The organism is Streptococcus dentasini, assembly GCF_053206945.1.
Window position 1 is genome coordinate 108,694 of record NZ_JBRUHS010000004.1, and the last position, 20,151, is coordinate 128,844.

Genomic DNA, 20,151 nt, shown 5'->3' on the forward strand with positions numbered 1-20,151 from the left:
AGCTTTATTAGCAGGTTTCTAGTCCTCCATTGACTTGCCTCTAGAAAAACTGTACTATAATAGCATGGATATTTGGACAGTACTTGGACAGTATGCTCAGTTGGAAACAAGGCGACTCTGGCTGCGTCCCTTTCGATTTGAAGACCGCGAAGATTTTTTTACGATTGCCCATAATCCCGACAATCTAGCCTTCATCTTTCCCTTGCAAGCTAGTCAAGCTGAAAGTGATTATATCTTAGTCCATTATTTTATGAAGGAGCCGCTGGGCATTTGGGCGATTGAGGATAAGGCCAGTAAGAGAATGATTGGAGCCATCCGCTTAGAGAAACTCAACCTAACCAAGCACCACGCTGAAATTGGCTATTTTATCAATCAGGATTTCTGGGGACAGGGATTGGCTACCGAAAGCTTACAAAGTATTGTTTTTTTGGCCTTTCAGGAGTGTCAATTGCGCAGTTTATCCATCATTACCCATCAGGAAAATCTAGCCAGTCAAAGGGTAGCGCAGAAGGCCGGGTTTAGATTAGTTAGGCGTTTTAAGGGGAGCGATCGCTACAGTCACAAGATGCGAGATTACTTAGAATTTCAGCTAAGGGCAGGTGAGAATTAGTATGACCAAGCACCAAGAAATTTTAGAATACTTAGAGGCTTTGCCGATTGGCAGACATGTCAGTGTACGCAGTATTTCCAATTATTTATCAGTTAGCGAAGGAACAGCCTATCGTGCTATTAAGGAAGCAGAAAACCGCGGCTTAGTTGAAACCCGTCCCCGCAGCGGCACTGTTCGAGTGGAGCAAAAAGTTAAAGTTCGCTTAGAAAAGCTGACCTATGCTGAAATTGCAACAATATCCGAATCAGAAGTCGTTGCAGGGCATGCAGGCCTTAAGCATGAGTTTAGCCGCTTTTCTATCGGTGCTATGACACGAGAGAATGCTGGTCGCTATCTGGTTAAAGGGGGACTTCTGATTGTTGGAGACCGCGAGGAGATTCAACTGCTGGCTCTAGAAAATCACAATGCTATTTTGGTAACAGGGGGCTTTGCCGTATCGGATAAGGTTTTATCCATGTCCCAAGAACAGGGGATCCCCGTTATGGTAACAGCTTATGATACCTTTACAGTAGCGACCATGATTAACCGTGCCCTATCCAATGTTCGTATCAAAACTGATATCAAAACGGTAGCGCAGGTTTATACTCTCAAGTCCAACTATGGTTATCTCAATCCTGACAACACTGTGAATGATTATCATCGCTTGGTCAAAAAGAGTAACCACGTTCGCTACCCCATTATCAATAATCTTGGTCAGGTAGTGGGTGTTGTTAGTATGCGCGATGTTGCTAATCAAGAGTCTATAGCTAACCTTTCTTCTGTTATGACCAAGCCGGTAACCACCAAACCTGAGACAAGTCTGGCGACGGTTGCCCAGAGGATGATTATGGAAGATTTTGCTATGTTGCCGGTTGTTGATGATGCCAACCTATTGCTTGGCGTCATCACCCGAAAGCTGGTCATGGAAAATTTGGAAGAACTAAATCATGATGGCCTGCATACGCTTAGCGATCAGATTACGGCTAGCCTCAAACAGGAAAATGGTTACTTCAGTTTTAAAGTGGAGCCAGCTATGATTGATAATGCCGGCAATCTAACCAATGGTATTCTGACAGAAATTTTGAAAGAGTCAGCCATGCGCCTCTTATCTCTCAATCGCAAAAAAAATATCTTTATTGAGCAAATGATGATATACTTTTTACAGGCCGTTCAAATCGATGACCAATTGCACCTGAAACCGCGAATCGTTGCTAAAAATCGTCGCAGTGCGACTGTCGATGTAGAAGTACGTTGCATGGATCAGGTTATCTGTAAAGCGGTTATCTCAAGCAGGGTAACTTAAATCGAACACACCTACATTCCTGCGGAGTTAGATAAATGTCGCTCGATTCTTAATGGATCGTCACTCCATTTTCTAAATTCTTTTGGAGTGTTTAACAGCTTTATATTTAGTAAAAGGAGAAAAACATAAATGATAACACTCAAATCAGCACGTGAAATTGAAGCCATGGACCGCGCAGGTGACTTTCTTGCCAGCATCCATATTGGTCTGCGTGACCTGATTAAACCAGGCTTAGATATGTGGGAGGTTGAAGAATATGTTCGCCGCCGCTGTAAAGAAGCCAATGTTCTCCCCTTACAAATTGGAGTGGACGGACAACTAATGGACTATCCTTATGCGACCTGCTGCGGTCTTAATGATGAAGTTGCCCACGCCTTCCCGCGTCACTACATCTTAAAAAAAGGTGATCTGCTTAAGGTGGATATGGTACTGAGTGAACCCTTGGATCAATCAATTCTTGATGTTTCTAAATTGGACTTTGACAACACTGCTGAGATGAAAGAATATACAGCCCCCTATACTGGCGGTTTAGCTGATTCTTGCTGGGCCTACGCTGTGGGTGATGTATCACAGGAGGTCAAGGATTTGATGGAAGTGACCAAGGAAGCTATGTATTTGGGAATTGAAAAGGCCGTTGTTGGCAATCGTATTGGCGACATCGGTGCTGCTATTCAGGAATACGCAGAAAGCCGCGGATATGGTGTTGTTCGTGATCTGGTCGGCCACGGTGTTGGTCCGACCATGCATGAAGAACCTAATGTTCCTCATTATGGCAAGGCAGGTCGCGGCCTGCGCCTTAAAGAGGGAATGGTGCTTACCATTGAACCCATGATCAATACAGGTACTTGGGAAATTGATACGGATTTAGAGACCGGTTGGGCTCACAAAACGCTTGATGGTGGTCTGTCTTGTCAATATGAGCACCAATTTGTTATCACCAAAGACGGTCCTGTTATCTTGACCAGTCAGGGAGAAGAAGGAACCTATTAAGACATGAAGAAAAAATTCTTGGATAGGCTGGTGGATAAGCTCAACTATCCTCCCCTACAAGTCTATCTCAAGCATTACCGCAGCGCTGAGATAGACTTATCCAGTATCGCTGTGGCCTATTACCTGCTGCTGACCCTCTTTCCCTTGGTAGTGATTGCAGCCAATATTTTCCCTTATTTTGACATTGACTTGACAGACTTTCTAGTCTTCCTGCGCCAGAATCTTCCAGCTGAAATCTACAGTTCTACTGCGGGAATCATTCGCAATCTCTTTGCCTATCCTTCCAGCAGTGTCCTTGGAATAGCTACTTTAACAGGTTTTTGGACGATGTCGCGCAGTTTGACCTCCTTGCAGAAGGCCTTTAATAAGGCTTACGATGTCAGTCAACACAGAGATTTCGTCATTGGTCATATGATTGGCATCATTGCTAGCTTCTTTATCTTCTTTCTCTTGACCTTTGCCCTCTTGCTGTCAGCTCTGTCAGATGGGGTTTATCAGTCATTGCGGCAAAAATATGACTTGCCAGCGGGGATTGTGCGCCTGCTTTTGCACGCTAACCGTCCCTTGATGATTTTCGTCATTGTTATTGGCCTGATAACTCTTTATTTTATCCTGCCTAATGTCCGTATTAAAAAACTGCGTTATACTTTGCCGGGAACGATTTTAAGCTCCATTGTCATGATCTTCATGACCGGTTTGGTAGGAGACTATGTAACCCGAACTTTTAACAATCTGATCGATATCAAGGTGTTTGGTTCCATCATTATCTTTATTATCATGTTTTGGTTTGTGATCTTAGCGCGTATTCTAATCACAGGTGCTGTCCTCAATGCGACAGCTCAGGAGCTTCTGCAGGGTGAAATGGAGGGTCGCCGCGGCGACGTTCTTACCTTTTTACAATCCTTTGGCGATCATGAAGAAGATAGTGATAGAAGTTCGTACAAAGAAGACAAGTCAGCCAATCCATTTGATGATGAAGAATAAGACATAAATGGGACAAAGTACATTTGTTATGATGATTGGAAAGAGGGACTTGCCAGCTCTTTTTCCATCATGTGCCTAGCTGTGGTCATGAATTTTGATGACTACGGCTGCCGTTTTAAGCTGTTATAACGAGGTTGAATGCTCTTTCAGCCTCGTTTTGCTTTGCGAATTTTACTCTCTTTAGTCGCCATCGCATTTGTGCTATAATGGGGGCACTATGGGAAACAAAGGAGAAAGATATGACTGTAGATTTTAAAGCAGAAGTAGATAAGCGACGCGACGATATGATGACGGATTTGTTCAGTCTCTTAGAAATTAATTCCGAGCGCGATGACAGTCAGGCTGACAAGCAACATCCATTTGGACCGGGACCTGTGAAAGCTCTCAAGCATTTTCTAGCTATGGCTGAAGGTGATGGCTTTAAGACACGCAATATTGATAACTATGTCGGTGATTTCGAGTTCGGCCAAGGGGAGGAAACTCTGGGAATCTTCGCCCATTTGGATGTCGTACCAGCAGGATCGGGCTGGGATGGCGATCCTTATAAGCCCTTTATCAAGGATGGTAAACTCTATGCACGCGGATCCTCTGATGACAAGGGACCAACTATGGCTGCCTATTATGCTCTTAAGATTATCAAAGAGCTGGGACTCCCAGTCTCTAAAAAAGTCCGCTTTGTCTTGGGAACAGATGAAGAATCAGGCTGGGGCGATATGGCTTATTATTTTGCCCATCCGGAGGTTGAGAAACCAGATTTTGGTTTTGCGCCAGATGCTGAATTTCCTATTATCAATGGTGAAAAGGGTAATATCACGGAATATCTCCACTTTTCGGGCCAAAATAATGGAGACTTTATCTTGCACCAGTTTGCAGGCGGCCTTCGTGAAAATATGGTACCAGAATCAGCTACAGCTCTGATTTCAGGTCAGATCAGTCTAGCTGATTTGCAAGAAAAGCTGGCATCCTTCTTGAAGAACCATCCGCAGATTTCAGCTTCGGTTGAAGCACAAGGAGATCAATTTCGCATTCAGGTTACTGGCAAGGCTGCTCACGGTTCTACACCTGAGGAAGGTCTCAATGGAGCTACTTATCTGGCAATTTTCCTCAATCAATTTGATTTTGCTGGAGCCGCTCAGTCCTTTATTGCTGTGAGCGCCACTGTTCTTCACGAGGACTTTAAGGGTGAAAAATTGGGTCTAGCCCATACAGATGAAAAAATGGGCTCCTTATCAATGAATGCAGGTGTCTTTACATTCGATGCAGCTTCTGATGATAATATTATCGCACTCAATTTCCGTTACCCGCAAGGCACCGACGCAAAAAGGATTCAAGCAGGGCTGGAAAAGCTAGATGGTCCTAATAAAGTCACACTTTCTGAACACGAACATACACCTCATTATGTTCCCATGGAAGATCCCTTAGTTAAGACGCTTTTGGATGTCTACGAAGAACAAACAGGACTCACTGGTTACGAACAGATTATTGGCGGCGGGACTTTTGGCCGTCTCTTAGAGCGCGGTGTGGCTTTTGGGGCTATGTTCCCAAATTATGAAAATACCATGCATCAGGCAAATGAATTCGCAGACGTTGAAGATCTCTACCGCGCCTGCGCAATTTATGCGCAAGCTATCTATGAACTGATCAAATAGGGGAAAGTAATAATCCTTGAGATTTAAGGGAGTGGGAAAAGCCCAAATATTTTCAGATCCTTTAGCTAAAATCAGGCTAACTGGCCTTTTTACCAAGTCCCTATAATGGATTACAAAATGGAAAACTTTAAAAGCTTGGTTTTCTCATAAAACCAAGTTTCTTAATGAATGGAGATGAGAAACATGTCAAGGATGTCACAACTTGTTGAGGCCATTATGGCTGATCCGCAAAATGCAGCCTATACCAAGGCAGGAATTGAGCCGCTTTTTACTGCGCCTAAAACAGCCCGTATCAATATTGTGGGCCAAGCTCCGGGTATTCGGGCCCAAGATACCCGCCTCTACTGGAACGATCCATCAGGTGATAACCTGCGCGACTGGCTGGGGATTGACCGCGATACCTTTTATAATTCCGATAAGATTGCTGTTATCCCAATGGATTTCTACTATCCTGGCAAGGGAAGGTCTGGTGATCTGCCGCCGCGAAAAGGATTTGCACAAAAGTGGCATCCCTTGATTTTGCAGGAATTGCCTGATATTTCTCTGACACTTTTGATCGGAAACTACGCCCAGCATTATTATCTCAAGCAGCAAGCGTCCGTTAAACTGACTGATAATGTTCGCAACTATAAGGACTTCCTGCCAGACTTTTTCCCGCTGGTCCATCCATCACCGCGCAACAATCTCTGGCAGGCTAAAAATCCTTGGTTCAAGAAGGACGTCCTGCCAGATTTGCGAAAACATGTGAAAGAAATTTTAGACTCATGAATCAACCGCTTATTTTTAACCCCCGGATTGCTAAACACAAACCCAGCAATCAGGATCGCTGTCCCTTTTGTGCAATCGACAGCTTAGAAAAGATTATAGCTCAAGAAGATGATATGATCTGGCTGGACAATAAGTATCCGGTCTTGGAGAACACCTACCAAACCCTAATTATCGAATCTAGCCAGCATTTAGGCGATATTGCGACTTACAGCAAGGAGCATAACCGTAAGCTTTTTGCCTTTGCCCTACAAGCTTGGCAGCAGTTGGAAGACAGCCAGCGTTTCAAGACGGTGGCACTTTTTAAGAATTTTGGTCCCCTATCAGGAGGTTCCCTGCGTCATCCGCACATGCAGGTGATTGGTTTTGAAGAAATAGACGCGTATGAAACCATCAAACCAGACAACCTAGACGGCCATCTGGTTTGTCAGCAAACAGATAATCAAGCTAGAGTAACGATATCCCAGCAGCCTCTCAGCAGTTTTAGTGAATTTAATGTTTCAATTGACAGCTACCGAGCTCTCAATCAACTGGCTGATACCGTGCAGCAGGTAGTTCAATATCTAATGCAGGTTTATCTAGGCGGTCGCTGTGAATCCTATAATCTTTTCTTTTATCATCTGGAAGAAGGTTTGGTCTGTAAAATTGTTCCGCGCTTTGTCACCTCCCCTTACCTGATTGGCTACCACCTCAAACAGATAAATGACCCAGAGCGCATAGCGCAGGAGGTTGCAGAGTTACAGGCATTTATCAAGTGAAAATTTTTAGAATAGGAGCAAGGTTGTTTGTTGTGACAAGAGCTGCTTACTATCTTCGTAGCGCTTGTATGAATACGATCAGATCATTCTTGCACTAACGATATTGAAGGCTATGGGGAAAATGGGTAACAAGAAAGATTGATAAGAGGCTTGGCAGCAACTATATCACAGTGGAAAAAGTCAGAGACTTTTATTTTAGGCTCCTAAATCTCTTAGAACAGAGAAGCTTATCTCAAATATCGAAATTCTCTACCTTACTTTTAGGGGAATTATATCACTTCAGTCTTTGGAAACGATAATATTTAACCAAATTTAGAAGTATCTGGACGATCGATATCGGATAAGAAAAACACCCCAATCGTTAGATTTTGTGTCTAACTTTTGGAGTGTAGTTCAAAGATCCACTGGACCCGCCTCGCTTTTTGATTTTTAGGCTCGGGATAAAAAGGTCCACTGGACCTTTTTATTTACCCAAGCAAAATTGGCTGAAGAGCTGGGTGATGAGTTCGTCTGGAGCAGCATCACCGGTGATTTCTCCGAGGATTTCCCAAGTTCTGGTCATATCAACTTGAAGCAAATCAACAGGCATTCCCATTTCTAAGCCCTTGTTAACTTCCTGCAGACTGGCCAAGGCTTTCTCAATCAGGGAAATATGACGGCTATTGGACAGGTAGGTGGCATCTTTTTCGACCAAGCTAGCATTATCGAAGAACAGTTGGTTGATGCGCTCTTCAATAAGATTGATATTCTCATTCTTTAAGACCGATATATCGATAGTGTCTTCTGGCAGACCTTCCCGCTCAATATACTGCGGTAGGTCGGTTTTATTGATGAGAACAATGCGATTGCTGTTCTGGCTTATATCAAGGAGAATTCGGTCTTGTTCGGTTAGTTCTTCAGAACCATTAAGTACTAAAAGGACCAAGTCTGCCTCAGCTAGAGCTTTTTTAGAACGTTCGACGCCGATTTTTTCGACTGCATCCTCAGTCTCTCGGATCCCAGCCGTATCGATTAGTTTAAGCGGAACGCCATTGATATTGACATATTCTTCAATGACATCACGTGTTGTCCCCTCGATATTGGTGACAATAGCCTTTTCTTCTCGCAAGAGATTATTGAGCAGGCTAGATTTACCGACATTAGGGCGGCCAATGATCGCTGTTGATAGCCCCTCACGCAAGATTTTCCCCCGCTTAGCGGTTCTTAGCAAGCCTGTCAGCAGGTCTTCAAAGTCCTGTGTTTTTTCTTGTATTAAAGCCGTTGTGACCTCTTCGACATCATCGTATTCAGGATAGTCAATATTGACCTCAACCTGAGCCAAGGTATTAAGGATCTCTTGGCGCGTGTTATCGATGAGATTTTTAAGAGAACCATCCAACTGCGCTACAGCAATATTCATGGCTTTATCGGTTTTAGCTCGGATGAGATCCATAACAGCTTCTGCTTGGGTCAAATCAACCCGACCATTAAGAAAGGCCCGCTTCGTAAATTCACCCGGCTCAGCCATCCGTGCTCCCGAACGAATGAGAAGCTGCAAAATTTCATTGGTAATAGCAAGGCCGCCATGTGTGTTGATTTCGACCACATCTTCGCGAGTGAAAGTCTTAGGTGAGCGCATAACGCTGACCATGACCTCATCAACAACCTGATTGTGATCCATAATGTGCCCGTAGTTAATGGTGTGGGAATCTACTTCTGCCAAATTTTTCCCCTTAAAGAGGCTGTTAGCAATGGCAATTGCTTCACTGCCAGAAAGGCGGACAATGCCGATAGCACCTTCCCCCATGGGTGTAGAAATAGCAGCAATTGTATCAAATTCTTTAGTAATGGACATATGTTCTTCCTTGCCGTGTGTTTAAGATAACCTCATTGTAACGCAAAGGCAGGGGACTAGCAAGTGTTTAATATGGCTTTCAGAGATGGTACTCCCAGCCTTTTCATGATATAATAAGTTGATTAATAACTAGATGGGAAGATGCGATGCAGAATATGGATGAACTCAAAAAAATAGCTGGTGTGACCGCTGCTCAGTATGTCAAAGACGGTATGACTGTGGGACTTGGAACAGGCTCAACAGCCTATTATTTTGTTGAAGAAATCGGCCGCCGTGTTCAGGAAGAAGGCTTGCAGATTATCGGTGTGACAACTTCAAGCGGAACAACTGCTCAGGCTGAGAGTCTTGGCATTCCGCTCAAGTCTGTTGATGAGGTTGACTTTATTGATGTGACTGTTGACGGTGCCGATGAGGTTGATCCTCAGTTCAACGGTATTAAGGGCGGCGGCGGTGCTCTGCTCATGGAGAAAATTGTTGCAACTCCCACCAAAGATTATATCTGGGTTGTTGATGAGAGCAAGCTGGTGGACACTCTGGGAGCTTTTAAACTGCCAGTTGAGGTTGTCCAGTACGGTGCCGAACGTCTTTTCAGAGAATTTGAAAAAAAGGGTTACAAGCCTGCTTTCAGGGAATATGACGGTGCTCGTTTCGTGACAGATATGAAAAACTTCATTATTGATTTGGATCTGGGTTCTATTCCCAATCCTGTTGAGTTTGGTGCTGAGCTGGATCACCAAGTCGGCATTGTTGAACACGGTCTTTTCTGCAGCTTGGTCAACCGTGTCATCGTTGCTGGCAAAGACGGCGTTCAAGTTTTGGAAAACTAATTGTTATAGGTAATGGGTGCCAACCGTAACCACCCTTAGAAAGAAAGATAATGTCTAAATTTAATCGTATTCATCTTGTTGTTTTGGATTCTGTTGGTATTGGAGCAGCACCAGATGCTAATAACTTCTCCAATGCTGGTGTACCGGACGGTGCTTCTGACACCCTGGGACATATTTCCAAAACAGTTGGCCTCAATGTGCCAAATATGGCCAAAATCGGTCTTGGTAATATACCGCGTCCGCAGGCTCTAAAAACCGTTCCCGCCGAAAGTCAGCCGACTGGCTACGCAACCAAACTAGAAGAAGTATCTCTCGGGAAAGATACCATGACCGGCCACTGGGAAATCATGGGGCTCAATATCACTGAGCCTTTTGATACCTTCTGGGATGGCTTCCCTGAGGAAATTATTACCAAGATAGAGGAGTTTTCCGGCCGCAAGGTCATTCGTGAAGCCAACAAGCCTTATTCTGGTACTCAGGTCATTGCGGACTTCGGTCCGCGTCAGATGGAGACTGGTGAGCTGATTGTCTATACCTCAGCTGATCCAGTACTGCAAATCGCAGCCCACGAAGAAGTGATTCCGCTGGATGAGCTTTATAAAATCTGTGAATACGCCCGCTCCATTACCTTGGAGCGTCCAGCTCTTCTCGGCCGTATTATTGCCCGTCCTTATGTCGGGGAACCCGGCAACTTTACACGGACAGCCAACCGTCGCGATTTAGCAGTATCACCCTTTGCACCGACAGTCTTAAATAAACTGGATGAAGCTGGCATTGATACTTACGCTGTTGGTAAAATCAATGATATTTTCAACGGAGCTGGAATTAACCATGACATGGGTCACAATAAATCCAACAGCCACGGTATTGATACTTTGCTTAAAACCATGAACCTGTCTGAGTTCACTAAAGGCTTCTCATTTACTAACTTGGTAGACTTTGACGCTCTTTACGGTCACCGCCGCAATGCCCATGGCTACCGCGATTGTCTGCATGAATTTGATGAGCGTCTGCCGGAAATCATTGCAGCCATGAAAGAAGATGACTTGCTTCTTATCACAGCTGACCACGGAAATGATCCAACCTATGCCGGAACCGACCACACCCGTGAATATGTGCCGCTTTTGGCTTACAGTCCGACCTTTAAGGGGAGCGGCACTATCCCAGTCGGCCACTATGCCGATATTTCAGCAACCATCTCAGATAACTTCGGTGTGGACACAGCCATGATTGGGGAAAGCTTCTTGGATAAATTGGTATAAAAGATCTAAATGTATCAAGCACAGAATAGAATCCTAACTTTTAACGGCATTAAAATGGACTACCTGACTTTCGGTAGAGGGACAAAGCCGCTAATTTTAATTCCTGGATTGAGTACCCAAAGAATCAAGGGGATGGCCTTGCAAATGTCCTATGCTTACCGTATTTTTGCCAAAGACTACAAGGTCTACATGTTCGACCGTAAGGATAAGGTTGAGGCTGGTTACGGCATTTCAGATATGGCAGATGAATTAGCTCAAGCCATGAAATATTTGAATCTTGAAAAAGCAGATATCATTGGCGTTTCGCAAGGCGGAATGATCGCTCAGAGCCTAGCAGCTACTTATCCCAAATTAGTCAACAAGTTGGTTCTCGGGGTCACTCTAGCCAAAGTTAATGATCAGTCAAGGACAACCATAGGACACTGGATAAGACTAGCCCGGGATAAAGAGCGTCAGCAGATGGTGCTTGATATGATGGACAAGGTTTATTCTGAACGCTATGTCAAGCGCAACCGCTGGCTGATCTATCTCATGTCTAGATTCATGAAGCCAAAAGAGCTGGATAGGTTCATTATCTTGGCGGATTCCATTTTGCATTTTAATGCCAGCGACAAGCTCAAAGAAATTGCCTGCCCTGTTTTTGTAATCGGAGGCGGTAAGGATAAGGTAGTCGGTGCCCAGTCATCAGCTGACTTAGCTCAAGCTCTCAACTGTGCTTATCACATCTATCCGAATTTAGGGCACTCAGCCTATATTGAGGCAAAGGATTTTAATCAAAGAATTCTGGCATTTTTACAGTCTTAGTTAAAGGAAAAATTTAAATTTTGTAGAAAGGATTGTTCAGTTGAGATGATGAGTTCATCTGCTTAACTGAGTATGGGCTTAAGGACTTCGGCAAAAAGATACCTAGCTAATCATCTTTGGATGATTGCAGATACGGCTACTTTTAGGTACAAACGGGATCTAGGCGTCAAGCTGTCGATTGGTTTCTTGTTTTGCTATTGTCCGTCCGTTTAAGGCCCTTAATATCTGAAATATGACATTATTAGAAAAAATTAATCAAACAACCGAGTTCTTGAAAAACAAGGGCATGACGACACCTGAGTTCGGTCTGATTTTGGGATCTGGTCTCGGTGAGTTGGCAGAAGAGATCGAAAACGCTGTTGTATTAGACTACGCAGATATTCCTAATTGGGGACGCTCAACAGTCGCGGGGCATGCTGGCAAGCTTGTCTATGGTGATTTAGCTGGCCGCAAGGTCTTGGCTTTGCAGGGGCGTTTTCATTTCTATGAAGGCAATCCACTGGAAGTGGTGACTTTCCCTGTGCGCATCATGAAGGCTCTGGGTTGTCAGGGTGTTCTTGTCACCAATGCGGCTGGCGGTATCGGTTTTGGTCCGGGAACCCTCATGGCTATTTCGGATCATATCAATCTGACAGGACAAAATCCATTGATTGGGGAAAATCTTGAGGAGTTTGGTCCGCGTTTTCCAGATATGAGCAATGCCTACAGCAAAGATTACCGTGAAAAGGCTCAAGCCACCGCGCAAAAACTGGGAATTCAACTGGATGAAGGCATTTATATCGGTGTGTCAGGTCCATCTTACGAGACCCCCGCTGAAATCCGCGCCTTTAAAGCCATGGGAGCCGATGCTGTGGGTATGTCAACTGTTCCTGAAGTCATCGTCGCAGCGCACTCAGGTCTCAAGGTTCTGGGGATTTCAGCTATCACCAATCATGCAGCTGGTTTCCAAGATGAGCTCAACCATGAAGAAGTGGTTGAAGTGACTCAGCGTATCAAGGGCAACTTCAAGGGGCTTGTTAAAGCTATTTTGATGGAGCTGTAAAATCAATCTGAAAGGTAGGTACTTGTATGAAAAATAGAAATTCTAAAAATGCACATCCTAAGTGCAATTCTATTTCACCTAGCTGGGCTTATCTTTTTATTTCAATCTTCTACCAGAATCATAGGAATCATGTTTATCTGTCTGGGGGCATCACAAACTGCATTAGCTACTGGAAAATCTGATGACGATAGCGATAAGAACTGATCGTTTTAACTGAGAAAAGATGGCGACTCAATCATTTTCAGTTAACCAATCTATTGACTATAGATAGGAGTGGAAACTTGGTTTCTATATTTTACAAGAAAAGAATTCAATCCTCTGGACTTTCTCAATAAAAATAAAGAAAGGATAGGGCACCGTATTTGCTCTAACCAAATACGAGCTAAGGACTGGGACAAAAGGTCGATTGCCAAGAAATTGGAGTTTTCGAGCGATTTCCTATTTTGTCTGTGTTCTCTTAACGCCCTTTATATCTTAACTATGTCTATTCATATTGAAGCAAAACAAGGTCAAATTGCTGATAAAATCTTACTGCCGGGAGACCCCCTGCGTGCTAAATTCATCGCTGAAAACTTTTTAGAAGATGCCCAGTGTTTTAACAATGTCCGCGGCATGCTAGGCTATACCGGCACCTACAAAGGAGAGCGTGTCTCTGTCATGGGAACAGGAATGGGCATGCCATCTATTTCTATCTACGCTAATGAATTAATAACATCTTACGGCGTTAAAAAGCTCATTCGTGTCGGAACTGCCGGCTCGCTCAATAAGGATGTCCATGTCCGAGATTTAGTTTTGGCACAGGCAGCTGGGACCACCTCCAGCATGATCAAAAATGAATGGCCCCAGTATGATTTCCCGCAGATAGCAGACTTCAGCCTTTTAGATAAGGCTTACCATATTGCAGAGAATTTGGGGCTGACAACCCATGTCGGCAGTGTCCTGTCAATCGATGCCTTTTACTCTGACTTTGCAGAGAATAACATTAAACTCGGCCGGTTGGGAGTCAAGGCTGTTGAGATGGAAGCAGCAGCGCTCTATTACCTAGCAGCTAAACATGGTGTTCAGGCGCTTGGTATTATGACTATTTCGGACAGTTTGGTCGCAGATGAAGATACGACAGCTCAAGAGCGTGAAACAACCTTTACGGATATGATGAAAGTGGGCTTGGAAACCTTAGTGGACTAAGATGATGACAAACCTAGTAAAAGAATCCTTAGAAATCCTGCTCAATCATTATGATTATGCCTCGGCTTATGGTATTATCAAATCACAGCCAATTAATCAGGATGCCAAGAGGCTCATTTATCTTATGAAACGTCGCAGACAGCTGGCTCTTGATGAACTCTATCAAAAAGATATTCAGCAGGATTTAAAAAAACGCTATCATTTCGATTTGGTGACTAATCAGCCTGAAGAGGAGCTTTTGTCCAACTATATTATGGATTTACAGGCCAAGGTCAAAACAGAGGATATTATTGACTTTGTTCGTGCAGTCAGCCCTATTATTTATCGTCTCTTTATGCGTTTGATTTCCAGAGAGATTCCTGATGTTTCTGACTATATGATAAATGCTAAGGGAATTCAGTACGACACATGGAAGTTCGAAGAGATGAGTCGGTCTGGCGATTCTGTGCTGATGACTTTTGCCGATATCTGGCATGATCCGCGAGTGACGTCAAAAAGTCTGCAGGTTTTGATTGAGCATCTTCCTATTTCAGCGTCTCTCAAAAAGGATGTCACTTTTTTGAGAGATATGGAAAAATCAGTTAGGAATCCTTTGGCTCACTTAATCAAACCCTTCGATGAAAAAATCCTACACCAAACAACAGGTTTTTCATCGCGTGCTTTCTTGGAAATGATCATCAAGCTGGCTCGTCACACGGATATTGTTTATCACGAAAATCCATTTTACTTTGACCAGATTAATACGTTAATTCTCTCACTTTTATAATTGAAACGAAAGGTCCCCTTTATAAGCTATGAACTATCTCTATACTTTTTTAATCTCTATGATCCCCTTGATTGAACTGCGCGGTGCTGTTCCTTACGGTGTAGCAACAGGCATCCCTATGTGGCAGGCCATTGTTATCGGTATTATTGGCAATATGCTGCCTGTACCAGTCATCTTTTTCTTCGCCCGCCGCGTCTTGGAGTGGGGTGCTGATAAGCCTATTATCGGCGGCTTCTTTAGCTGGTGCCTTAAAAAGGGGCACAGCGGTGGTCAAAAATTGGCCAAGGGAGCCGGTGCCAAAGGTCTCTATTATGCCCTCTTTCTTTTTGTGGGTATCCCCCTTCCTGGGACAGGTGCTTGGACAGGAACGCTGGCAGCTTCTATTCTTGATCTCAAATTTAAGAGTAGCATCATTGCTACCATGGCCGGAGTTGTCCTAGCTGGTTTTATCATGGGTCTTGGTTCAGTATTTGTCAAAGGACTATTCTTTTAATCATGTATGCTTCTATTTACCTATCTTTGATATAAATAAAAACAGTCAGCATTCCTGAATGAACTGCTGACTGTTTTTATTAGTCTTTTCCGTCAAACTTGACTTCTTCCAAGAGATAGTCAATAAAGCGTTCTCCCATTTTAGAGAGGTTGGCCTTTTCATGCTTGAGGTAAATAATGTCAATCTTATCCTCTACATCTAAAGGGATAGAGACAATATCATCTCCGTTGAGATTACTGTTAAGAATCCCTGTTGCAATAGTATAGCCATCCAAGCCGATTAGCAAGTTAAAGAGAGTAGCACGGTCAGATACAACAATGGATTTTTTATGAGGAACTTGCGACATAATTTCTTCAGAAAAATAGAAGGAATTGTGGACCCCTTGCTCGTAACTGAGATAGGGGAAGTCTTCTAAGTCACTTAGGGCGACTGAACTCTTGCCAGCCAAAGGATTGGATTTACTGACAAAAATATGAGGCTGTGCCGTAAATAAGTGGGTGTAGGTTAAGTGGTTATCATCGAACATTTTGGTTAACACATCACGGTTATAGCTGTTGAGAAAGAGCACTCCAATTTCTGAACGGAAATTCTTGACGTCGTCAATAATTTCATAGGTCCGTGTTTCCCGCAAAAACAGCTCGTATTGACTCATATCAGTTCCCTTGAGAAGGGAGACAAAGGCATTGACCACAAAGGCATAATGCTGGGCTGAGACACTGAATAGCTCACGATTATCAGCGGTACTCTTATAACGCTCCTCTAGCAGATTAGTCTGTTCAACCACCTGACGGGCGTAGGAGAGGAACTCCATACCATCCTTAGTCAGAGTAATGCCTTTAGGATTGCGGATAAAAATAGTAATATTCATTTCCCGCTCCAAATCTCTGACAGCATTGGAAAGGCTGGGTTGGGTGATATAGAGTTGTTTAGCAGCTTCATTCATACTGCCAGTTTCGACGATCTTGATAATATAGTGTAATTGTTGAATTCGCATAAGTTTATTGTAACATAAATTAGCTATAGTTACAGACTATAGTCTTTGAAAGGCCAGTCAGACTCAGCTGGATATCTTATGAATTAAGAATTTGAAAAAAGAAACGGTCCTTAAAAAGCAGGTGGGGGGTAGGGAAAGTTCTGATTTTTACTGACTTTTGAGTGGGCTTGTGATATAATTCTAAATGACAAATTGTGAAAGGAAGCTTTTCTCATGAAAGGTATTATTCTTGCGGGTGGGTCAGGAACCCGCCTCTACCCATTGACCCGTGCGGCATCAAAACAATTGATGCCTGTCTATGATAAACCCATGATCTACTATCCTTTGTCAACGCTTATGCTGGCAGGTATCAAGGATATTTTGATTATTTCAACGCCGCAGGATTTACCGCGCTTCAAAGAATTGCTTCAAGATGGCTCAGAATTCGGTATTAAGCTTTCCTATGCCGAACAGCCAAGTCCAGATGGTCTTGCCCAAGCCTTCATCATCGGCGAAGATTTCATCGGTGATGATAATGTAGCTCTTATTTTAGGAGATAATATTTATTACGGCCCTGGCCTCAGCCGCATGCTGCAAAAAGCGGCTGGCAAGGAAAAAGGAGCGACTGTTTTTGGCTATCAGGTTAAAGATCCTGAGCGCTTTGGTGTCGTTGAATTTGACGATAAGATGAACGCTGTTTCTATTGAAGAAAAACCTGAAAGACCTAAATCACACTACGCTGTGACGGGATTGTACTTCTACGATAATGACGTTATTGAGATTGCTAAAAATATCAAGCCTAGTGCGCGTGGGGAACTGGAAATTACCGATGTTAACAAGGCCTATCTAGATCGCGGTGACTTGTCTGTTGAGGTTATGGAGCGTGGATTTGCTTGGTTAGATACCGGAACCCATGAAAGTCTGCTGGAAGCTGCTCAGTACATCGAAACGGTGCAGCGTATGCAGAATCTGCAAGTGGCTAACCTTGAAGAGATTGCCTATCGTATGGGTTATATCACTAAGGAGCAAGTTCTCGAACTCGCTCAGCCTCTCAAGAAAAATGAATACGGACAGTATTTGCTGCGTTTGATTGGAGAAGCTTAATGACAGAAGAATTTTTTGGAAAAGAATTAGCTGCCCATAAGATTGCTGCTATCCCTGGTATGATTGAATTTGATATTCCCGTTCATGGGGATAACCGCGGTTGGTTCAAAGAAAACTTCCAGAAAGAAAAGATGCTCCCTCTTGGTTTCCCAGAAAGCTTCTTTGCAGAAGGCAAACTTCAGAACAATGTATCTTTCTCTCGCAGACATGTTCTGCGTGGTCTTCACGCAGAACCATGGGACAAGTATATTTCAGTTGCTGATGAGGGTAAGGTGCTTGGCTCTTGGGTTGATCTGCGTGAGGGTGATAGCTTTGGGCATGTCTACCAAACCGTTATTGATGCATCTAAAGGGATCTTTGTCCCCCGCGGTGTTGCCAATGGTTTTCAAGTTTTATCAGATAAGGTGGCCTACAGCTACCTCGTCAATGATTACTGGGCTTTGGAACTCAAACCCAAATATGCCTTTGTCAACTATGCTGACCCAAGTCTCGGTATCCAGTGGGAAAATCTTGAGAAGGCTGAAGTCTCAGAGGCTGATAAGCATCATCCACTACTCAAAGACGTGAAGCCACTGAAAGCAAAGGAATTGTAAGAAGAATTAACTTGCTGTTTAGGTAATCAGCGTGCAGAGTTGCTGATGAGCTTTGATGCAGTGATTACAAATATCTAATATATTGCTAGATATTTCGACAGCTAATCCTTGGTTCTAAAAAATGAAACTATTATAAAAGTTGAGCTGTGTCTGTCACGGCAATAAAAAAGAAAAACAAGCTAGAAAGGAGTGTTCGGTTTATCTTGCAAAACTGAACACGGGGCTAATTTCCCAGAAGAAAAGAGAGGCTATCTCTTCCTAGGCGTAAAACGTCTTTGTCAAGATTTCTATTTTTCTAGGGAAATTTTCAGCAAGCTGAATCGCCCTTTATATCTTAATTTATGTCTGAATACAAAAATATTATCGTGACCGGTGGCGCTGGTTTCATCGGTTCAAACTTCGTTCACTATGTTTATAACAACCATCCGGATGTCCATGTGACTGTTCTTGACAAACTCACTTACGCTGGCAACCGTGCCAATATTGAGGAAATCCTCGGCGACCGTGTAGAATTGGTTGTGGGTGACATTGCTGATGCTGAATTGGTAGACAAATTGGCCGCTAAAGCAGATGCCATTGTTCACTATGCGGCTGAAAGCCACAATGACAACTCGCTCAAAGATCCGTCACCATTTATTTATACCAATTTTGTTGGAACCTATACGCTTTTGGAAGCTGCACGTAAATACGATATTCGTTTCCACCATGTATCAACCGATGAGGTTTATGGCGACCTCCCTTTGCGTGAAGATTTGCCAGGTCACGGTGAAGGCGAAGGTGAGAAATTCACAGCTGAAACCAAGTACAACCCATCATCGCCTTATTCATCAACCAAGGCAGCGTCTGACTTGATTGTCAAAGCTTGGGTGCGTTCATTTGGTGTCAAAGCAACCATTTCCAACTGTTCAAACAACTACGGACCTTATCAACACATTGAAAAATTCATTCCGCGTCAAATTACCAACATCTTGTCTGGTATCAAGCCAAAATTGTATGGTGAAGGTAAAAACGTGCGTGACTGGATTCACACCAACGACCATTCAACAGGTGTTTGGGCTATTCTCACCAAGGGTCGTATCGGTGAAACTTACTTGATTGGTGCTGATGGTGAGAAGAACAACAAGGAAGTGCTTGAACTTATCCTTGAGAAAATGAATCAGCCTAAAGATGCTTACGATCACGTAACAGACCGTGCAGGGCACGATTTACGCTATGCCATCGATTCAACCAAACTGCGTAAGGAGCTCGGTTGGGAGCCGCAATTCACTAATTTTGAAGAAGGTTTAGAAGATACCATTAAATGGTACACGGAGCATAAAGACTGGTGGCAGGCTGAGAAGGAAGCAGTTGAAGCCAATTATGCCAAGACTCAAGATATCCTAAAATAAGAAAAACGAGCCAGTAAGCTCGTTTTTTAATAAGAGTCAGTAGTCGACCTAACCTTATGAGGCTTTTGAGCTTAATTTTACTAGTATTTTATGATAGAATAGAATAAAAATAAGAAGCAAGGGAACATTTTATGGAACAAGGACTTCAAGATTATCAGCAGCTCTTGCACAAGCTTGCTGTTACCAGACACTATCTCCACCTTTTTGAAACAGAGCTATCAATGATTAGACAGGAACCTTCTCTCTTGGAATTTTCTGTGGAGACTGTTTTGATTAAACCAGAGATTGAAAAAATTTTAGAAGCCTGCAGTCCGCTCAAACGTCAAGAGGAGAAGGTGCAAGCCCTGTCTTGGTACGATGAGCCTTCTTTCAGACTAATGAATACTTCTCTGGATGTAGTTGGTGAGTGGCTCAAGCAGCTCGCTTTCTTGGAAGAAGTTGCTGTTGCCCAGCCGTTTTTCTACAACCTTCTGGATCAGGACCGTGCCAAATCATTTGGAATCTTGGTTGATCTCTACGGTAGCCTGCAGGTTGCAACAGCAGCCCTTAAAGAGGAGTACGAGCGCCCTTATGAAGTTCTTGATAATCAGTAAGACAAGAACCAAACAATTGACAAATTTAGAGCCAGAAAAAGGCTTCAAAGAGGGAACTAGAAAGCTGGGTACCGTCATCAGCAAGTATTCTGCTATCTTTTATGCGAGGTTGAAACAAGGGAAACCTCGCTATATCAACTAGTTGTAATAGCTTGATCACGGTTGAGGAAAAGTTCAGTTGGCTTTAGCCAGCTTAGAATTTCTCCTGCATAGTTCATTACGGATTCTAGTACTAATGAACCACTGTTG

General features: G+C 43.5%; 20 protein-coding genes. 18 read left to right on the forward strand and 2 right to left on the reverse strand.

Features of this window, described 5'->3' with window-relative positions; all coding sequences use genetic code 11:
* Positions 1–64: 64 nt before the first annotated feature.
* The 7 genes from ACVR1G_RS04840 (at position 65) to ACVR1G_RS04870 (ending at position 7,038) form a co-directional block, all read left to right on the forward strand.
* Entirely contained in the window at positions 65–610 is a 546-nt protein-coding gene (locus ACVR1G_RS04840; protein WP_447452067.1) for a GNAT family N-acetyltransferase, read from the forward strand.
* A gap of 1 nt (position 611) precedes the next feature.
* On the forward strand, positions 612–1,892 hold the full coding sequence (spxR, locus tag ACVR1G_RS04845) for a CBS-HotDog domain-containing transcription factor SpxR (RefSeq protein WP_447452068.1): 1,281 nt from the start codon (positions 612–614) through the stop codon (positions 1,890–1,892).
* A gap of 129 nt (positions 1,893–2,021) precedes the next feature.
* Positions 2,022–2,882 carry a methionyl aminopeptidase gene (locus tag ACVR1G_RS04850; RefSeq protein WP_447452069.1) on the forward strand — a complete coding sequence of 287 codons (861 nt, stop codon included), beginning with the start codon at positions 2,022–2,024 and terminating at the stop codon, positions 2,880–2,882.
* A gap of 3 nt (positions 2,883–2,885) precedes the next feature.
* Positions 2,886–3,866 carry a YihY/virulence factor BrkB family protein gene (locus ACVR1G_RS04855; protein ID WP_447452070.1) on the forward strand — a complete coding sequence of 327 codons (981 nt, stop codon included), beginning with the start codon at positions 2,886–2,888 and terminating at the stop codon, positions 3,864–3,866.
* A 239-nt stretch (positions 3,867–4,105) separates the two neighbouring features.
* Positions 4,106–5,515, forward strand: a complete 1,410-nt coding sequence (pepV, locus tag ACVR1G_RS04860; protein ID WP_447452071.1) for a dipeptidase PepV — start codon at positions 4,106–4,108, stop codon at positions 5,513–5,515.
* A 183-nt stretch (positions 5,516–5,698) separates the two neighbouring features.
* A complete protein-coding gene (locus ACVR1G_RS04865; protein ID WP_447452072.1) occupies positions 5,699–6,283 on the forward strand; it encodes a uracil-DNA glycosylase family protein in 585 nt (194 codons plus the stop codon).
* A complete protein-coding gene (locus tag ACVR1G_RS04870) occupies positions 6,280–7,038 on the forward strand; it encodes a DUF4931 domain-containing protein (RefSeq protein ID WP_447452073.1) in 759 nt (252 codons plus the stop codon). The genes ACVR1G_RS04865 and ACVR1G_RS04870 overlap by 4 nt, the downstream gene beginning before the upstream one ends.
* A 463-nt stretch (positions 7,039–7,501) precedes the next feature.
* Here ACVR1G_RS04870 and mnmE read toward each other — a convergent pair whose 3' ends face one another.
* Complete coding sequence (gene mnmE / locus ACVR1G_RS04875) at positions 7,502–8,872, reverse strand: tRNA uridine-5-carboxymethylaminomethyl(34) synthesis GTPase MnmE (protein ID WP_447452074.1); 1,371 nt, start codon at positions 8,870–8,872, stop codon at positions 7,502–7,504.
* A gap of 155 nt (positions 8,873–9,027) precedes the next feature.
* Between mnmE and rpiA the strand changes: the two genes are divergently transcribed.
* The 7 genes from rpiA to ACVR1G_RS04910 all read left to right on the forward strand — a co-directional run bounded on the left by rpiA (position 9,028) and on the right by ACVR1G_RS04910 (position 15,251).
* Positions 9,028–9,699, forward strand: a complete 672-nt coding sequence (gene rpiA / locus ACVR1G_RS04880; RefSeq protein ID WP_447452119.1) for a ribose-5-phosphate isomerase RpiA — start codon at positions 9,028–9,030, stop codon at positions 9,697–9,699.
* 50 nt (positions 9,700–9,749) lie between these two features.
* Entirely contained in the window at positions 9,750–10,961 is a 1,212-nt protein-coding gene (locus ACVR1G_RS04885) for a phosphopentomutase (RefSeq protein WP_447452075.1), read from the forward strand.
* A gap of 9 nt (positions 10,962–10,970) precedes the next feature.
* Positions 10,971–11,765 carry an alpha/beta fold hydrolase gene (locus ACVR1G_RS04890; RefSeq protein ID WP_447452076.1) on the forward strand — a complete coding sequence of 265 codons (795 nt, stop codon included), beginning with the start codon at positions 10,971–10,973 and terminating at the stop codon, positions 11,763–11,765.
* Between the two features lie 232 nt (positions 11,766–11,997).
* Positions 11,998–12,807, forward strand: coding sequence for a purine-nucleoside phosphorylase (locus tag ACVR1G_RS04895; RefSeq protein WP_447452077.1), 810 nt, complete (start codon positions 11,998–12,000; stop codon positions 12,805–12,807).
* A gap of 480 nt (positions 12,808–13,287) precedes the next feature.
* Positions 13,288–13,992: a purine-nucleoside phosphorylase gene (deoD, locus tag ACVR1G_RS04900; RefSeq protein WP_447452078.1), complete on the forward strand. Its 705-nt coding sequence runs from the start codon at positions 13,288–13,290 to the stop codon at positions 13,990–13,992.
* Between the two features lies 1 nt (position 13,993).
* Positions 13,994–14,758 (forward strand): Gbs1250 family HEPN protein, encoded by a 765-nt coding sequence (locus tag ACVR1G_RS04905; protein ID WP_447452079.1) that lies wholly within the window; start codon positions 13,994–13,996, stop codon positions 14,756–14,758.
* Positions 14,759–14,786: 28 nt separating this feature from the next.
* Positions 14,787–15,251: a COG2426 family protein gene (locus ACVR1G_RS04910; RefSeq protein WP_447452080.1), complete on the forward strand. Its 465-nt coding sequence runs from the start codon at positions 14,787–14,789 to the stop codon at positions 15,249–15,251.
* A 79-nt stretch (positions 15,252–15,330) separates the two neighbouring features.
* Here ACVR1G_RS04910 and ACVR1G_RS04915 read toward each other — a convergent pair whose 3' ends face one another.
* Positions 15,331–16,245 carry a LysR family transcriptional regulator gene (locus ACVR1G_RS04915; protein ID WP_447452081.1) on the reverse strand — a complete coding sequence of 305 codons (915 nt, stop codon included), beginning with the start codon at positions 16,243–16,245 and terminating at the stop codon, positions 15,331–15,333.
* A gap of 213 nt (positions 16,246–16,458) precedes the next feature.
* On the opposite strand from ACVR1G_RS04915, the gene rfbA reads away from it, so the two are divergent.
* The 4 genes from rfbA to ACVR1G_RS04935 all read left to right on the forward strand — a co-directional run bounded on the left by rfbA (position 16,459) and on the right by ACVR1G_RS04935 (position 19,902).
* Positions 16,459–17,328 carry a glucose-1-phosphate thymidylyltransferase RfbA gene (gene rfbA / locus ACVR1G_RS04920; RefSeq protein WP_447452082.1) on the forward strand — a complete coding sequence of 290 codons (870 nt, stop codon included), beginning with the start codon at positions 16,459–16,461 and terminating at the stop codon, positions 17,326–17,328.
* Positions 17,328–17,921: a dTDP-4-dehydrorhamnose 3,5-epimerase family protein gene (locus tag ACVR1G_RS04925; protein WP_447452083.1), complete on the forward strand. Its 594-nt coding sequence runs from the start codon at positions 17,328–17,330 to the stop codon at positions 17,919–17,921. Before rfbA ends, ACVR1G_RS04925 begins: the two co-directional genes overlap by 1 nt.
* Positions 17,922–18,262: 341 nt before the next feature.
* The gene (rfbB, locus tag ACVR1G_RS04930) at positions 18,263–19,309 is read left to right on the forward strand and encodes a dTDP-glucose 4,6-dehydratase (protein ID WP_447452084.1); all 1,047 of its coding nucleotides are present in this window, start codon (positions 18,263–18,265) and stop codon (positions 19,307–19,309) included.
* 131 nt (positions 19,310–19,440) lie between these two features.
* Positions 19,441–19,902 (forward strand): hypothetical protein, encoded by a 462-nt coding sequence (locus ACVR1G_RS04935; RefSeq protein WP_447452085.1) that lies wholly within the window; start codon positions 19,441–19,443, stop codon positions 19,900–19,902.
* The last annotated feature ends 249 nt before the right edge of the window (positions 19,903–20,151 follow it).

What these genes read in the sequence shown, in the direction of transcription:
- rpiA (WP_447452119.1), top strand. Translation starts at nt 9,028, where the DNA reads ATGGATGAACTCAAAAAAATAGCTGGTGTGACCGCTGCTCAGTATGTC.
- ACVR1G_RS04890 (WP_447452076.1), top strand. Translation starts at nt 10,971, where the DNA reads ATGTATCAAGCACAGAATAGAATCCTAACTTTTAACGGCATTAAAATG.
- ACVR1G_RS04885 (WP_447452075.1), top strand. Translation starts at nt 9,750, where the DNA reads ATGTCTAAATTTAATCGTATTCATCTTGTTGTTTTGGATTCTGTTGGT.
- ACVR1G_RS04870 (WP_447452073.1), top strand. Translation starts at nt 6,280, where the DNA reads ATGAATCAACCGCTTATTTTTAACCCCCGGATTGCTAAACACAAACCC.
- ACVR1G_RS04850 (WP_447452069.1), top strand. Translation starts at nt 2,022, where the DNA reads ATGATAACACTCAAATCAGCACGTGAAATTGAAGCCATGGACCGCGCA.
- ACVR1G_RS04905 (WP_447452079.1), top strand. Translation starts at nt 13,994, where the DNA reads ATGATGACAAACCTAGTAAAAGAATCCTTAGAAATCCTGCTCAATCAT.
- spxR (WP_447452068.1), top strand. Translation starts at nt 612, where the DNA reads ATGACCAAGCACCAAGAAATTTTAGAATACTTAGAGGCTTTGCCGATT.
- deoD (WP_447452078.1), top strand. Translation starts at nt 13,288, where the DNA reads ATGTCTATTCATATTGAAGCAAAACAAGGTCAAATTGCTGATAAAATC.
- ACVR1G_RS04925 (WP_447452083.1), top strand. Translation starts at nt 17,328, where the DNA reads ATGACAGAAGAATTTTTTGGAAAAGAATTAGCTGCCCATAAGATTGCT.
- ACVR1G_RS04865 (WP_447452072.1), top strand. Translation starts at nt 5,699, where the DNA reads ATGTCAAGGATGTCACAACTTGTTGAGGCCATTATGGCTGATCCGCAA.
- rfbB (WP_447452084.1), top strand. Translation starts at nt 18,263, where the DNA reads ATGTCTGAATACAAAAATATTATCGTGACCGGTGGCGCTGGTTTCATC.
- mnmE (WP_447452074.1), bottom strand. Translation starts at nt 8,872, where the DNA reads ATGTCCATTACTAAAGAATTTGATACAATTGCTGCTATTTCTACACCC.
- ACVR1G_RS04915 (WP_447452081.1), bottom strand. Translation starts at nt 16,245, where the DNA reads ATGCGAATTCAACAATTACACTATATTATCAAGATCGTCGAAACTGGC.
- rfbA (WP_447452082.1), top strand. Translation starts at nt 16,459, where the DNA reads ATGAAAGGTATTATTCTTGCGGGTGGGTCAGGAACCCGCCTCTACCCA.
- ACVR1G_RS04895 (WP_447452077.1), top strand. Translation starts at nt 11,998, where the DNA reads ATGACATTATTAGAAAAAATTAATCAAACAACCGAGTTCTTGAAAAAC.
- ACVR1G_RS04910 (WP_447452080.1), top strand. Translation starts at nt 14,787, where the DNA reads ATGAACTATCTCTATACTTTTTTAATCTCTATGATCCCCTTGATTGAA.
- pepV (WP_447452071.1), top strand. Translation starts at nt 4,106, where the DNA reads ATGACTGTAGATTTTAAAGCAGAAGTAGATAAGCGACGCGACGATATG.
- ACVR1G_RS04935 (WP_447452085.1), top strand. Translation starts at nt 19,441, where the DNA reads ATGGAACAAGGACTTCAAGATTATCAGCAGCTCTTGCACAAGCTTGCT.
- ACVR1G_RS04840 (WP_447452067.1), top strand. Translation starts at nt 65, where the DNA reads ATGGATATTTGGACAGTACTTGGACAGTATGCTCAGTTGGAAACAAGG.
- ACVR1G_RS04855 (WP_447452070.1), top strand. Translation starts at nt 2,886, where the DNA reads ATGAAGAAAAAATTCTTGGATAGGCTGGTGGATAAGCTCAACTATCCT.